Annotated in this window: 13 protein-coding genes and 2 tRNA genes; all 15 read left to right on the forward strand. The window is 59.8% G+C overall.

The window, feature by feature from the left end; all coding sequences use genetic code 11:
• Positions 1-95 (forward strand): EF-Tu C-terminal domain-related protein (locus EV669_RS13765; protein WP_081816287.1); only part of this gene is annotated, 95 nt, incomplete at its 5' end.
• 12 nt (positions 96-107) lie between these two features.
• Positions 108-183 (forward strand) — tRNA-Trp (locus EV669_RS13770).
• Between the two features lie 73 nt (positions 184-256).
• Positions 257-604 (forward strand): preprotein translocase subunit SecE, encoded by a 348-nt coding sequence (secE, locus tag EV669_RS13775; protein ID WP_054286234.1) that lies wholly within the window; start codon positions 257-259, stop codon positions 602-604.
• Positions 605-607: 3 nt separating this feature from the next.
• Positions 608-1,141, forward strand: a complete 534-nt coding sequence (gene nusG, locus EV669_RS13780; RefSeq protein ID WP_054286225.1) for a transcription termination/antitermination protein NusG — start codon at positions 608-610, stop codon at positions 1,139-1,141.
• A gap of 95 nt (positions 1,142-1,236) precedes the next feature.
• The gene (gene rplK, locus EV669_RS13785; RefSeq protein WP_054286224.1) at positions 1,237-1,668 is read left to right on the forward strand and encodes a 50S ribosomal protein L11; all 432 of its coding nucleotides are present in this window, start codon (positions 1,237-1,239) and stop codon (positions 1,666-1,668) included.
• Position 1,669: 1 nt separating this feature from the next.
• A complete protein-coding gene (rplA, locus tag EV669_RS13790; RefSeq protein ID WP_132098993.1) occupies positions 1,670-2,365 on the forward strand; it encodes a 50S ribosomal protein L1 in 696 nt (231 codons plus the stop codon).
• 150 nt (positions 2,366-2,515) lie between these two features.
• Positions 2,516-2,590 (forward strand) — tRNA-Thr (locus EV669_RS13795).
• Positions 2,591-2,683: 93 nt separating this feature from the next.
• Positions 2,684-3,178, forward strand: coding sequence for a 50S ribosomal protein L10 (rplJ, locus tag EV669_RS13800; RefSeq protein WP_054286222.1), 495 nt, complete (start codon positions 2,684-2,686; stop codon positions 3,176-3,178).
• A 36-nt stretch (positions 3,179-3,214) separates the two neighbouring features.
• Positions 3,215-3,586, forward strand: coding sequence for a 50S ribosomal protein L7/L12 (gene rplL / locus EV669_RS13805; protein WP_054286221.1), 372 nt, complete (start codon positions 3,215-3,217; stop codon positions 3,584-3,586).
• Positions 3,587-3,740: 154 nt separating this feature from the next.
• A complete protein-coding gene (gene rpoB / locus EV669_RS13810) occupies positions 3,741-7,916 on the forward strand; it encodes a DNA-directed RNA polymerase subunit beta (RefSeq protein WP_132098994.1) in 4,176 nt (1,391 codons plus the stop codon).
• A 60-nt stretch (positions 7,917-7,976) separates the two neighbouring features.
• Positions 7,977-12,173 (forward strand): DNA-directed RNA polymerase subunit beta', encoded by a 4,197-nt coding sequence (rpoC, locus tag EV669_RS13815; RefSeq protein ID WP_132098995.1) that lies wholly within the window; start codon positions 7,977-7,979, stop codon positions 12,171-12,173.
• A gap of 155 nt (positions 12,174-12,328) precedes the next feature.
• Positions 12,329-12,700, forward strand: coding sequence for a 30S ribosomal protein S12 (gene rpsL, locus EV669_RS13820; protein WP_054286218.1), 372 nt, complete (start codon positions 12,329-12,331; stop codon positions 12,698-12,700).
• Positions 12,701-12,796: 96 nt separating this feature from the next.
• Entirely contained in the window at positions 12,797-13,267 is a 471-nt protein-coding gene (rpsG, locus tag EV669_RS13825) for a 30S ribosomal protein S7 (protein ID WP_054286217.1), read from the forward strand.
• A gap of 27 nt (positions 13,268-13,294) precedes the next feature.
• Positions 13,295-15,391, forward strand: coding sequence for an elongation factor G (gene fusA, locus EV669_RS13830; RefSeq protein WP_132098996.1), 2,097 nt, complete (start codon positions 13,295-13,297; stop codon positions 15,389-15,391).
• A 76-nt stretch (positions 15,392-15,467) separates the two neighbouring features.
• Positions 15,468-15,571 (forward strand): GTP-binding protein (locus EV669_RS13835; protein ID WP_031274870.1); only part of this gene is annotated, 104 nt, incomplete at its 3' end.

Below are 15,571 nucleotides of genomic sequence, written 5' to 3' on the forward strand. Positions count from 1 at the left end.
TCGCTCCGATCGCCATGGAAGAAGGTCTGCGCTTCGCTATCCGCGAAGGTGGCCGTACCGTCGGCGCCGGCGTCGTCGCCAAAATCATCGCTTAAGTAATCGGTTTTAGGCCAGTAGCTCAATTGGTAGAGTATCGGTCTCCAAAACCGAGGGTTGGGGGTTCGAGACCCTCCTGGCCTGCCAATTAAGACTAACCGGCGCGCAAGCGCCGGTTGGTCTTTTTGCCGCATACGCACTCGAGATATTTCCCATGGAAATGCAAGACAAACTGAAACTGCTGTTGGCTGCCCTGCTGGTCGTGGCCGGGATCGCGGGCTTTTACCTCGTGCCTGAAGGGCAGGGCTTCCTCCGGGCTATTGCCTTCGTTGCTGGGTTGCTAGCTGCCGGTGTGGTGATGTGGCTGTCCACGCCCGGGCGTGCCTTCGTAGGGTATGCCCAAGAGTCCGTGGTAGAGGCAAAAAAGGTCGTGTGGCCTACACGTAAGGAAGCCACGCAGATGACGGGTCTGGTATTTCTGTTCGTGCTGGTGCTGGCGTTGTTCATGTGGATTGTCGATTCCGGGCTCTCGTGGCTGTTCTACGACATCCTTTTGGGTCGGGGGTGATAAATGGCTAAACGCTGGTATGTGGTGCATGCCTATTCGGGTTTCGAGAAGAGCGTGCAGAAGGCGCTGCGTGAGCGTATCGACCGCTCGGACGTGGCCGATCTGTTCGGTCAGGTTTTGGTCCCGGTCGAGGAAGTGGTGGACATCAAGAACGGGCGTCGTTCGATCACCGAGCGCAAGTTCTTCCCGGGTTATGTGCTGGTAGAAATGGAAATGACCGATGACACTTGGCACCTGGTCAAGAGCACGCCCAAAGTGACCGGTTTCGTCGGTGGTACGGCCAATCGTCCTGCCCCGATTTCCAAGAAGGAAGTCGACGCCATCATGCAGCAGATGCAGGAGGGGGTTGAGAAGCCGAAGCCCAAGGTGCTGTTCGAGGTGGGTGAGAAAGTGCGCGTGATCGATGGGCCCTTCAATGATTTCAACGGCTCGGTGGACGAAGTCAATTACGAGCGCAATAAGCTGCGTGTTTCGGTGCAGATCTTCGGGCGCGACACACCGGTCGAGCTGGATTTCAATCAAGTCGAAAAGCTTTGATTTGAGTTGGTTTTTCTGAGGCGCCGGGTTATAATCTTGCGCTTTGTTCTGGGAAGCGAAAATTTTCGCGTTATACCCGTTTTTAGGAGTCTACTGTGGCAAAGAAAATTGTCGGCTATGTAAAGCTGCAAGTGCCCGCTGGCAAGGCCAATCCGTCGCCGCCGATCGGCCCGGCGCTGGGTCAGCGTGGTCTGAACATCATGGAATTCTGCAAGGCGTTCAACGCCCAGACCCAAGGCATTGAGCCGGGTCTGCCGATTCCGGTGGTGATCACCGCCTACGCGGACAAGTCCTTCACCTTCATCATGAAGACTCCGCCGGCCACCATTCTGCTGAAGAAGGCCGCCGGTCTGCAGAAGGGTTCCTCCAAGCCGCATACCGACAAGGTTGGCAAGGTGACCCGCGCCCAGCTGGAAGAGATTGCCAAGACCAAGCAGCCGGACCTGACCGCTGCCGACATGGATGCGGCCGTACGCACCATCGCCGGCTCCGCGCGTTCGATGGGTCTTGAAGTGGAGGGCGTGTAACATGGCCAAGCTTTCCAAGCGCATGCAATCCCTGCGTTCTACCGTGGACCGCAACAAGCTCTACACCGTCGAAGAAGCCATCTCGATGGTTAAGCAGGCTGCCACCGCTAAGTTCGACGAGTCGATCGACATTGCCGTGAATCTGGGCGTGGATCCGCGTAAATCCGACCAGGTTGTCCGTGGCTCGGTTGTGCTGCCCCGTGGTACCGGCAAGTCGGTACGCGTGGCCGTGTTCGCCCAAGGTGCCAATGCAGAGGCTGCCAAGGCCGCCGGCGCCGATGTTGTGGGTTTCGACGACCTCGCCGAGCAGGTGAAGGCTGGCAACCTCAACTTCGACATCGTGATTGCTTCTCCGGATGCAATGCGCGTTGTGGGTCAGCTGGGCCAGATCCTGGGCCCGCGCGGCCTGATGCCGAACCCGAAGGTGGGTACCGTAACCCCCAACGTCGCCGAAGCCGTGAAAAACGCCAAGGCCGGTCAGGTGCAGTACCGTACCGATAAAGCCGGTATCGTGCACGCCACCATCGGTCGCGCTTCCTTCGAGCCGGAGGCCCTGCGTGAGAACTTCTCCGCGCTGGTTGATGCACTGGTGAAGGCTAAACCGGCTGCCGCCAAGGGTCAGTACCTGAAGAAGATCGCTGTATCGAGCACGATGGGTATCGGTGTCCGCATCGATCCTAACGCCACCACCGCTTAAAGGATGGTGAGGCGGCATCGTCCGCCAAAGGCTTTGGGCTGGCAGCCTCTGGCTGCCAGATTGTCAAAGACCGTAGGAGCGTTTGCTTAATTGCCGCTTGCGGCGTCCTACGCAGATGGTGAACCCTAAAGAAGGCTCTCGTTCATTCAGGCCCATGTAGCTCAGGGGTAGAGCACTCCCTTGGTAAGGGAGAGGTCGGCAGTTCAATTCTGCCCATGGGCACCACCGAATGTCTCCGTGATGTCTCCTGTATGAGGTCGCCGCTGCAAAGCGAAGCAGGCAGTCTTGCCTGTTTCATTTCAGTCTAGGAGGTAGACCTTGAGTCTCAATATTGAAGATAAAAAGGCGGTCGTCGCTGAAGTATCGGCCCAGTTGGTCGGTGCCCAGACGCTCGTGATCGCCGAATATCGGGGCATCGAGGTTAGCAGCATGACCAAGCTCCGTGCCCAGGCACGTGAGAACGGTGTGTACCTGCGCGTTCTGAAGAACACGCTGGTGCGTCGTGCCGTAGCCGGCACGCCGTTCGAGGCCCTGGCCGAGCAAATGGTTGGTCCGCTGGTATACGGTATTTCTACCGATCCGGTTGCTGCTGCCAAGGTGCTGCACCAGTTCGCCAAGGCCGACGACAAGATCGTCGTGAAGGCTGGTTCCTACGAAGGCAAAGTGCTGAATGCTGCTCAGGTTGCTGAGCTGGCATCCATCCCCAGCCGCGAAGAACTGCTGTCCAAGCTTCTCTACGTTATGCAAGCTCCGGTGTCCGGCTTTGCCCGTGCCCTGGCCGCGCTGGCAGAGAAGCAGGCCGAAGCCGCTTAATTTTTTTGATTCATACAGATTTCCGGAGATTTTCACATGGCAATCACCAAAGAAGACATCCTCGAGGCCGTTGCTGGTCTGACCGTTATGGAATTGAACGACCTGGTTAAGGCGTTCGAAGAGAAGTTCGGCGTTTCCGCTGCTGCCGTTGCCGTTGCCGGCCCGGCTGCTGGTGGCGCCGCTGCTGCTGAAGAGAAGACCGAGTTCGACGTGATCCTGAACGCCGCTGGCGAGAACAAGGTGAACGTGATCAAGGTTGTCCGTGCAATCACCGGTCTGGGCCTGAAAGAAGCCAAGGACCTGGTTGACGGCGCTCCGAAGACCGTCAAGGAAGCCATCGCCAAGGCTGAAGCTGAGGACATCCTGAAGCAGCTGACCGAAGCCGGTGCCAAGGCTGAAATCAAATAATCTTCCCTGACAGGAAGATGGTGAGGCTGGCGGAGAAATCCGCCAGCCTTATTGCGCTTATGGTTGGCCGAAGAGACACCAAAAGCCAGCACGACGCAACCGCGTGGCCGCTGCCTTTTGTTTTCTTGCGCCACCCCACCTCGATGGAGACTCTATGAGTTATTCGTTTACTGAGAAGAAGCGTATCCGTAAGAGCTTTGCCAAACGTGATAGCGTTCTCGACGTCCCATTCCTGTTGGCGACCCAGATTGATTCGTACACCGAATTTCTCCAGCTGGGTGTTCCGGTAGATCAGCGCAAGGATGCTGGCCTGCAGGCAGCATTCAAGTCGATTTTCCCGATCGTGAGCCACAACGGCTATGCACGCCTGGACTTCGTGCACTACATTTTGGGCGAGCCGCCTTTCGACGTGCAGGAGTGCCAACTGCGCGGCATCACCTTCGCGTCGCCCCTGCGTGCGCGAATCCGCCTGACCATCCTGGATCGCGAGTCGTCCAAGCCGGTGGTCAAGGAAGTGCGCGAGAACGAAGTCTACATGGGTGAAATCCCGCTGATGACGACCAACGGTTCGTTCATCATCAACGGGACCGAGCGCGTCATCGTCAGCCAGCTGCATCGCAGCCCCGGCGTATTCTTCGAACATGATCGCGGCAAGACCCACTCGTCGGGCAAACTGCTGTTCTCGGCGCGTATCATCCCCTACCGTGGTTCCTGGCTCGACTTTGAGTTCGACCCCAAGGACCTGCTGTACTTCCGAATCGACCGCCGCCGCAAGATGCCGGTGACGATCCTGTTGAAGGCACTGGGCTATAGCGAAGAACGCATTCTGTCCGAGTTCTACAGCTTCGATACCTTCTACCTGACGCAGAACGGCGTGTTCATGAAGGTGGTGGCCGATCGCTTGAAGGGCGAGCAGGCCAAGTTCGACATCGTGGCACCGGACGGCAAGCTGATCGTGCAGCGCGACAAGCGCATCACGGCTAAGCATATTCGCGACATTCAGGCCGCCAGCATTGATCGCATCGAGGTGCCGGCCGACGCGCTGCTGGGCAAGGTGCTGGGGCGTGCCGTGGTCAACACCGAAACGGGCGAAGTGATCGCTCCTGCCAACGAGGAGATCACCGAAGAAACGCTGGCCAAGCTTGCGCTGGCCGATATCGGTGAAGTCGAGGTGCTGTTCACCAACGACCTCGACCATGGCGCCTACATCGCGCAGACGCTGCGTGTCGACGACATTCAGGACCAGACCCAGGCGCGTGTGGCCATCTACCGCATGATGCGTCCGGGGGAACCGCCGACCGAAGAGGCCGTGGAACAGCTGTTCCAGCGCCTGTTCTTCAGCGAGGAAACCTACGACCTGTCGCGTGTGGGTCGGATGAAGTTCAACACCCGCACCTACGACTACAAGTTCGATGAGAAGTCGCCGGAGTGGTTCCGCCACCTGATCGGCGAAAAGTTTGCCGAACGTGCCGGCAACATGGACGGGACGCTGACCACCGAAGACATCGTGTCGGTCATCGCCATCCTGACCGAGCTGCGTAACGGGCGTGGCGAAGTAGACGACATCGATCACCTGGGCAACCGTCGAGTGCGTTCGGTGGGCGAACTGGCCGAGAACCAGTTCCGTGCCGGCCTCGTGCGTGTCGAGCGCGCCGTGAAGGAGCGTTTGAACCAGGCCGAATCCGACAACCTGATGCCGCATGACCTGATCAATGCCAAGCCGGTCAGCGCCGCCATCAAGGAATTCTTCGGTTCTAGCCAGCTGTCGCAGTTCATGGACCAAACCAACCCGCTGTCCGAGGTGACCCACAAACGCCGTGTATCGGCTCTGGGGCCTGGCGGTCTGACCCGCGAACGTGCCGGCTTCGAAGTGCGTGACGTGCATCCGACCCACTACGGTCGCGTGTGCCCGATTGAAACGCCGGAAGGCCCGAACATCGGTCTGATCAACTCGCTGTCCGTCTATGCGCGCACCAACGAGTTTGGCTTCCTGGAAACGCCGTACCGCAAGGTGGTGGACGGCAAGGTGACCAACGAAATCGATTACCTGTCGGCCATCGAAGAAGGCCGCTACGTGATCGCGCAGGCCAACGCCGAGTTGGCCGAAGACGGCACCCTGATCGACGAACTGGTGACCTGCCGTGAGAAAGGCGAGACCATCCTGTCCACGCCGGACCGCGTTCAGTACATGGACGTGGCTACCGGTCAGGTGGTATCGGTCGCTGCTTCGCTGATTCCGTTCCTGGAGCACGATGACGCCAACCGTGCCCTGATGGGCGCCAACATGCAGCGTCAGGCCGTACCGTGCCTGCGCCCGGAGAAACCGCTGGTCGGCACCGGCATCGAGCGTTCGGTGGCCGTTGACTCCGGCACCACCGTCGTGGCCCGTCGTGGCGGCGTGGTGGACTATGTGGACGCCAACCGCGTCGTGGTGCGTGTGAATGACGAGGAAGCCACGGCCGGTGAAGTGGGCGTGGATATCTACAACCTCACCAAGTTCACCCGTTCCAACCAGAACACCAACATCAACCAGCGTCCGGTGGTGAAGGTGGGCGAGATCATTGCCCGCGGCGACGTGGTGGCCGATGGGGCCTCCACCGACCTGGGTGAGCTCGCGCTCGGTCAGAACATGACCATCGCGTTCATGCCGTGGAACGGCTACAACTTCGAGGACTCGATCCTCATTTCTGAGAAGGTGGTGGCCGACGACCGCTACACTTCGATCCACATCGAGGAACTCTCGGTGGTGGCCCGCGACACCAAGCTGGGACCGGAAGAGATCACTCGCGACATTCCAAACCTGTCTGAGCGCATGGCAGGCCGGCTGGACGAGTCGGGCATCGTGTACATCGGTGCAGAGGTTGAAGCGGGCGACGTGCTGGTCGGCAAGGTAACCCCCAAGGGCGAGACGCAGCTCACGCCGGAAGAGAAACTGCTGCGTGCGATCTTCGGCGAGAAGGCGTCCGACGTGAAGGACACCAGTCTGCGCGTGCCCACCGGCATGACCGGCACCGTGATCGACGTTCAGGTCTTCACACGCGAAGGTATCGAGCGCGACAAGCGCGCCCAGTCGATCATCGATGCGGAACTGAAGCGTTACCGGCTGGACCTGAACGACCAGCTGCGCATTTTCGAGCACGACGCGTTCAGCCGTATTGAGCGCCTGATCGTGGGCAAGGCAGCCAATGGCGGTCCGAAGCGTCTGGCCAAGGGCACCGTGATCAGCCACGAATACCTGGCGGAGCTGCCGACCAAGCACGACTGGTTCGATATCCGCATGGCCGATGAAGACATCGCCAAGCAACTCGAACTGATCAAGGAAAGCCTGTCGCAGAAGCGTGAGGAATTCGACCTCAAGTTCGATGACAAGAAGCGCAAGCTGACCCAGGGTGACGAACTGCCCCCGGGCGTGCAGAAGATGGTGAAGGTATACCTCGCCGTGAAGCGCCGCCTGCAGGCTGGTGACAAGATGGCCGGCCGACACGGTAACAAGGGTGTGGTGTCGCGCATCCTGCCGGTGGAAGACATGCCGTTCATGGGCGATGGCCGTCCGGTAGACATCGTGCTCAACCCGCTGGGCGTACCATCGCGGATGAACATCGGCCAGATCCTGGAAGTGCACTTGGGCTGGGCCGCCAAGGGCATCGGCGAGCGGATCAACCGCATGATGCGCGAGCAGAAGGCGGTGGGCGAGCTGCGCAGCTATATCGAGCGCATCTACAACGAAGTGGGCAAACCGGAAGAAATTGCCGGGATGACCGATGTGGAGATCCGCACGTTGGCCGAAAACCTCAGCAAGGGCATGCCGTTTGCGACCCCGGTGTTCGACGGTGCCAAGGAAGAGGAGATCCGGCACATGCTGAATCTGGCCTATCCGGATGAGGACCCGCACACCGAGCAGCTTGGGTTCAACGAATCCAAGACCCAGATGACGCTGTACGATGGCCGCTCCGGTGAAGCCTTCGACCGCAAGGTGACCGTGGGCGTGATGCACTACCTGAAGCTGCATCACCTCGTCGACGACAAGATGCACGCCCGTTCGACCGGTCCGTACTCGCTGGTGACCCAGCAGCCGCTGGGCGGCAAGGCACAGTTCGGTGGCCAGCGCTTCGGTGAGATGGAAGTCTGGGCGCTGGAAGCCTACGGCGCTGCATATACGCTGCAGGAAATGCTGACCGTGAAGTCGGACGACGTGACGGGCCGTACCAAGGTGTACGAGAACATCGTCAAGGGCGAGCACAAGATCGATGCCGGCATGCCGGAATCGTTCAACGTACTCGTCAAGGAAATCCGCTCGCTCGGCCTCGACATCGACCTGGAACGCTATTAATTAGGACTGCCGTGCTTCGGCCAACGTTGGCCGAAGCACGGTCTCCTGACTGGAGACGCAATGAAAGCTCTGCTCGACCTCTTTAAGCAAGTAACGCAAGAAGAAGAGTTTGATGCGATTAAGATCGGCATCGCCTCGCCCGACAAGATCCGTTCCTGGTCGTTCGGCGAAGTCAAGAAACCCGAAACCATCAACTACCGTACCTTCAAGCCTGAACGCGATGGCCTGTTCTGCGCCCGCATCTTCGGGCCGGTGAAGGATTACGAATGCCTGTGCGGCAAGTACAAGCGTCTCAAGCACCGCGGCGTGATCTGCGAGAAGTGCGGTGTAGAAGTGACGCTGTCCAAGGTGCGCCGCGAGCGCATGGGGCATATCGAGCTGGCCAGCCCAGTGGCACACATCTGGTTCCTGAAGTCGCTGCCGTCGCGTCTGGGCATGGTGCTCGACATGACGCTGCGCGACATCGAGCGCGTACTGTACTTCGAAGCCTTCGTCGTGACCGACCCGGGCATGACCCCGCTGCAGAAGGGCCAGCTGCTGACCGAAGAGGACTTCCTGGATAAGGAAGACCAGTACGGTGACGACTTCAAGGCCGTCATGGGTGCCGAAGCCATCCGCGAACTGCTGCGCGGTCTGGACCTGTCCCGCGAGATCGAGACCCTGCGCCGCGATCTGGAAAGCACCGGTTCCGACACCAAGATCAAGAAAATCGCCAAGCGCCTGAAGGTGCTTGAGGCCTTCGAACGCTCCGGCATCAAGCCCGAGTGGATGATTCTGGAGGTGCTGCCGGTCCTGCCGCCGGAGCTGCGTCCGCTGGTTCCGCTGGATGGCGGCCGCTTTGCCACCTCCGACCTGAACGACCTGTACCGCCGCGTCATCAACCGTAACAACCGTCTGAAGCGTCTGCTCGAACTGCGTGCACCGGACATCATCGTGCGCAACGAGAAGCGCATGCTGCAGGAAGCCGTGGATTCGCTGCTGGACAACGGTCGCCGCGGCAAGGCCATGACCGGCGCCAACAAGCGCCCGCTCAAGTCGCTGGCTGACATGATCAAGGGTAAGGGCGGTCGCTTCCGTCAGAACCTGCTCGGCAAGCGCGTGGACTACTCCGGTCGTTCCGTGATTACCGTAGGCCCGACCCTGCGTCTGCACCAGTGCGGCCTGCCGAAGAAGATGGCACTGGAACTCTTTAAGCCTTTCATCTTCCACAAGCTGGAAGTGATGGGTCTGGCCTCCACCATCAAGGCGGCCAAGAAGCTGGTCGAGCAGGAAGTCCCCGAAGTATGGGACATCCTGGAGGACGTGATTCGCGAGCACCCGGTGCTTCTGAACCGTGCGCCGACCCTGCACCGCCTGGGCATTCAGGCCTTCGAACCCGTGCTGATCGAAGGCAAGGCCATCCAGCTGCACCCGCTGGTCTGCGCGGCGTTCAACGCCGACTTCGACGGTGACCAGATGGCCGTGCACGTGCCGCTGTCGCTCGAGGCGCAGATGGAAGCCCGCACCCTGATGCTGGCCACCAACAACGTACTGTCGCCCGCCAACGGTGAGCCGATCATCGTTCCGTCGCAGGATATCGTGCTGGGTCTTTACTACATGACCCGCGACAAGGTGAACGGCAAGGGCGAGGGCATGGTCTTCGCGGACACCAAGGAAGTCCACCGTGCCTACGAGACCCGTCAGGTCGAGCTGGCCACACGCATCACCGTGCGCCTGAAGGAGTGGGAAAAGGACGAGCAGGGCGAGTTCCAGCCGGTAATGAAGCGCCACGAGACCACCGTGGGCCGCGCCATCCTGTCGGACATCCTGCCCAAGGGCCTGCCGTTCGAGTACATCAACAAGGCACTGAAGAAGAAGGAAATTTCGAAGCTGATCAATGCTTCGTTCCGTCGCTGCGGCATCCGCGACACTGTCATCTTTGCCGACCAGCTGATGTACACCGGCTTTGCTTACTCCACCCGTGGCGGCATCTCCATCTGCGTGGACGACATGCTCGTGCCCACCAAGAAAGCCGACCTGCTGGCCGAGGCACAGAAGGAAGTCAAGGAGATCGAGGAACAGTACCGCCAGGGTCTGGTCACCCAGGGTGAGCGCTACAACAAGGTCGTGGACATCTGGGGCCGCACCGGTGACAAGGTCGCCAAGGCGATGATGGACGAGCTGTCCAAGCAGAAGGTCATCGACCGCGAGGGCAAGGAAGTCGACCAGGAGTCGTTCAACTCCATCTACATGATGGCCGACTCCGGTGCTCGGGGCTCTGTGGCGCAGATCAAGCAGCTGGCTGGCATGCGGGGCCTGATGGCCAAGCCGGACGGCTCGATCATCGAAACGCCGATTACCTCGAACTTCCGCGAGGGCCTCACGGTACTGCAGTACTTCATCTCCACCCACGGTGCCCGTAAGGGTCTGGCGGATACGGCTCTCAAGACCGCTAACTCCGGTTACCTGACCCGTCGCCTGGTGGACGTGACGCAGGATCTGGTGGTGATCGAGGACGACTGCGGCACGACCAACGGCTTCACCATGAAGGCCGTGCTGCAGGGTGGCGACGTGATCGAAGCGCTGCGCGACCGTATCCTGGGGCGTGTCACCGCAACCGATATCGTCGATCCCTCCTCCGGTGAGACCGTGATCGAAGCCGGAACTCTGCTGGATGAGGCCCTGGTAGATCGCATCGACACCCTCGGCATCGACGAAGTCAAGGTGCGGACGGCGATCACTTGCGATACCCGCTACGGTCTGTGCGCCAAGTGTTACGGCCGCGATCTGGCACGTGGCAAGCAGGTCAATGCCGGTGAGGCCGTGGGCGTGATCGCTGCACAGTCGATCGGTGAACCGGGTACCCAGCTGACGATGCGTACCTTCCACATCGGTGGTGCCGCATCGCGTAATGCCGCCGCCAGCCAAGTGGAAGGCAAGTCCAACGGTACGGTGCGTTTCTCCAGCCAGATGCGTTACGTGGCCAATACCAAGGGCGAGCTGATCGTGATCACCCGCTCTGGCGAAGTGGTCATTCACGACGACATGGGCCGCGAGCGCGAACGTCACAAAGTACCGTACGGTGCCACCCTGCTGGTCACCGATGGCCTGCAGATCAAGGCCGGCACGGTACTGGCCACCTGGGATCCGCACACCCGTCCGATCATCACCGAGTATGCGGGCCGTGTGAAGTTCGAGAACGTGGAAGAGGGCGTGACCGTCGCGAAGCAGACCGATGACGTGACCGGTCTGTCCAACCTGGTGGTCATCGATCCGAAGCGTCGTGCCGGTTCGCAGAGCAAGATGCTGCGGCCGCTCGTCAAGCTGATCGACGAGAGCGGCAACGAGGTGAAGCTGGCCGGTTCCGACGCGTCGGTGTCGATCACCTTCCAGGTTGGCGCCATCATTACCGTCAAGGATGGTCAGGAAGTGGGCAAAGGCGAGGTACTGGCGCGTATCCCGCAGGAAACCACCAAGACCCGCGACATTACCGGGGGTCTGCCGCGTGTGGCTGAGCTGTTCGAGGCCCGCTCGCCCAAGGATGCCGGCATGCTGGCCGAGGTGACCGGTACCGTTTCGTTCGGCAAGGACACCAAGGGCAAACAGCGCCTGATCATCACCGACATGGACGGCAACGGTTACGAGAACCTGATTCCGAAGGACAAGCACGTGCTCGTTCACGATGGTCAGGTGGTAAACCGTGGCGAACTCATCGTCGATGGTCCGGTGGATCCGCACGACATCCTGCGCCTGCAGGGCATCGAGGCGCTGGCTCGCTACATCGTTCAGGAAGTGCAGGAGGTTTACCGCCTGCAGGGTGTAAAGATCAACGACAAGCACATCGAGGTCATCATCCGTCAGATGCTGCGCCGCGTGATCATCACCGATTCGGGCGACACCGACTTCATCCAGGGCGAGCAGGTGGAGCGTGCGGAAGTGCTGGAGACCAACGACCGTATGTTGGCCGAAGACAAGATCCCGGCCCAGTACGAGAACGTGCTGCTCGGTATCACCAAGGCATCGCTGTCGACTGACTCGTTCATCTCGGCCGCGTCTTTCCAGGAAACCACGCGTGTCCTGACCGAAGCCGCCATCATGGGCAAAAAGGATGACCTGCGCGGCCTGAAGGAAAACGTGATTGTGGGTCGCCTGATCCCGGCCGGTACCGGTCTTGCATACCATCGCAACCGCCGCCGCCAGAACCTTGGGCTTGATGCAGCAGGCGACAGCCTGGTGGTCGAACCTACCCTGAGCGAGAGCTTCGAGGCAGACGAGTAAGGCTTCGGCCAACCCCCTGCCTGGACAAGCGCTGCCAGAACAACGGACTTCGTTGTTTTGGCAGCGCTTTTTATTGACGCTGGCCATCTGCGCAAAATATAATCGCCGGTTTGGCGGTGTCGTGCCGCCAAATGACCTCAACTAGGAACTACGTAATGCCAACCATCAACCAACTCGTCCGCAAAGGCCGCCTCGCCGAAAAGGCGAAGAGCAAGGTGCCGGCGCTGGAAGCCTGCCCGCAGAAACGCGGTGTGTGCACCCGTGTTTACACCACCACCCCGAAGAAGCCGAACTCGGCGCTGCGTAAGGTGTGCAAGGTGCGTCTGACCAACGGTTTCGAAGTGATTTCGTATATCGGGGGTGAAGGCCACAACCTGCAGGAGCACTCCGTTGTACTGATCCGTGGCGGTCGTGTGAAAGACCTCCCGGGTGTGCGTTATCACACCGTACGTGGCTCGCTGGATACCGCTGGCGTTAAAGATCGTAAGCAAGCTCGCTCCAAGTACGGTGCTAAGCGTCCCAAGTAAGGGAAGGCATGGCACGGCGGCGTAGCCGTCGAGTAAGTGATCGCTCCGCTGGGCGGTCATGAGCACAGGCTCAACTGAATAGACAAAGGAATTAACATGCCAAGACGTAGAGAAGTACCGAAGCGCGAGGTTCTGCCGGATCCGAAGTTCGGTAGCCAAGACCTGTCGAAATTCATGAACGTAGTCATGATCGACGGTAAGAAATCGGTTGCAGAGCGCATCATCTATGGTGCCCTCGCCCAGATCGAAAAGAAGAGCGGCAAGAACCCGCTCGAAGTTTTCAACACCGCGCTGGCCAATGCCAAGCCCGTGGTCGAAGTGAAGAGCCGCCGTGTGGGTGGTGCGAACTACCAGGTTCCAGTTGAGGTACGTCCGGCTCGTCGTATGGCCCTTGCAATGCGTTGGCTGCGTGATGCTGCCCGAAAGCGCGGTGAAAAATCCATGGACCTGCGCCTGGCTGGCGAGCTGCTCGATGCAGCCGAAGGCCGTGGCGGCGCCATGAAGAAGCGTGAAGAAGTGCACCGCATGGCAGAAGCCAACAAGGCCTTCTCGCACTTCCGCTTCTAATTCAACTCATTCAGGAAGGTTCTGGCCGTGGCTAGGAAAACCCCTATCGAGCGGTACCGCAACATCGGTATTTCCGCTCACATCGATGCCGGCAAGACGACGACGACCGAACGTATTCTGTTTTACACCGGCGTCAACCACAAGATTGGTGAAGTGCATGACGGCGCAGCCACCATGGACTGGATGGAGCAGGAGCAGGAGCGTGGTATCACCATCACTTCCGCTGCGACCACCACGTTCTGGAAGGGCATGGGCATGCAGTTCCCGGAACACCGCTTCAACATCATCGACACCCCGGGGCACGTGGACTTCACCGTAGAGGTGGAGCGTTCCATGCGCGTTCTGGACGGTGCCGTAATGGTGTACTGCGCGGTGGGCGGTGTTCAGCCGCAGTCGGAGACCGTATGGCGTCAGGCCAACAAGTACAAGGTGCCCCGCATCGCCTTCGTGAACAAGATGGACCGCCAGGGTGCCAACTTCTTCCGTGCGGTCGAGCAGGTGCGTACCCGTCTGCGTGGCAACCCGGTGCCTGTCGTTGTGCCCATCGGCGCTGAAGACAACTTCCAGGGTGTGGTCGACCTTCTGAAAATGAAGGCCATCATCTGGGATGAAGCTTCTCAGGGCATGAAGTTCGAATACGGCGAAATTCCGGCCGACCTGGTATCGGTGGCCGAAGAGTGGCGCGAGAAAATGGTTGAGGCAGCTGCCGAGGCCAGCGAAGACATGATGAACAAGTACCTCGAGGAAGGCACCCTTTCCGAGGAAGAGATCATCAAGGGTCTGCGCGACCGCACCATCAAATGCGAAATCCAGCCGATGCTGTGTGGTTCTGCATTCAAGAACAAGGGTGTGCAGCGCATGCTGGACGCCGTTGTCGAGCTGCTGCCGTCGCCTGTGGATATCCCGCCGGTCGGAGGCGAGCTGGCTGACGGCACCGCCGCCACCCGTGAAGCTGCTGACGATGCCAAGTTCTCCGCACTGGCCTTCAAGCTGATGAACGACCCGTACGTGGGCCAGCTGACCTTCTTCCGCGTCTACTCCGGCGTGGTGAAGTCGGGTGATACCGTGCTCAACTCGGTCAAGGGCAAGAAGGAACGTATCGGTCGTATCGTGCAAATGCACGCCAACGATCGTAAGGAAATCGAGGAAGTGCGCGCAGGCGACATCGCCGCCGCCATCGGTCTGAAGGATGTTACCACCGGGGAAACCCTGTGCGACGTGGACGCTCCGATCGTCCTGGAACGCATGGAATTCCCGGAGCCGGTGATTCACGTTGCTGTGGAGCCGAAAACCAAGGCTGACCAGGAAAAGATGGGCGTTGCCCTGAACCGCCTGGCCAAGGAAGACCCGTCCTTCCGTGTGCGTACCGACGAAGAATCCGGCCAGACCATCATCTCCGGCATGGGCGAACTGCACCTCGAGATTATTGTCGACCGCATGCGTCGTGAATTCGGCGTGGAAGCCAACGTGGGGGCCCCGCAAGTGGCCTATCGCGAGACCATCCGCAAGGCCGTGGAATCCGAAGCCAAGCACGTCAAGCAGTCCGGTGGTAAGGGTCAGTACGGTCACGTCGTGATCACCATCGAGCCGTTGGAAGAGGGTGGCGGCTACCAGTTTGTCGACGAGATCAAGGGTGGTGTAATTCCGCGCGAATTCATTCCGTCCGTTGACAAGGGTATCCAGAATACGCTGAACAACGGTATTCTCGCCGGCTTCCCGGTGGTGGACGTCAGGGTGCGACTGACCTTCGGTTCGTACCACGATGTCGACTCCTCGCAGATCGCGTTCGAACTGGCGGCCTCGATGGCCTTCAAGGAGGGCATGCGCAAGGCGAGCCCGGTACTGCTCGAGCCGATGATGGCCGTTGAAGTGGAAACTCCGGAAGAGTACATGGGCGACGTGATGGGCGACCTGTCGTCCCGTCGCGGCATCGTTCAGGGTATGGACGACGACGGCGTGGGTGGCAAGAAGATTCGCGCCGAAGTGCCGCTGGCCGAGATGTTCGGCTACTCCACCACGCTGCGTTCGCTGAGCCAAGGTCGTGCGACCTACTCCATGGAGTTCAAGCACTACTCCGAGGCTCCGAAGCATGTGGCTGACGCTGTGATGAGCGCCAAGAAGTAATGCGCTGGGGTTGGCCGAAGCATCGTCTTCGGCCAACCTTTTACGATTTGTTCTTTAATCAAGGATTTTTTGCAAAATGGCAAAAGAAAAGTTCGAGCGGACGAAACCGCACGTAAACGTTGGCACCATTGGTCACGTTGACCATGGTAAGACCACGCTGACCGCAGCGATCACCACGAT

It is taken from the genome of Gulbenkiania mobilis, from assembly GCA_004346645.1.
GTDB classification, from domain to species: domain Bacteria; phylum Pseudomonadota; class Gammaproteobacteria; order Burkholderiales; family Chromobacteriaceae; genus Gulbenkiania; species Gulbenkiania mobilis.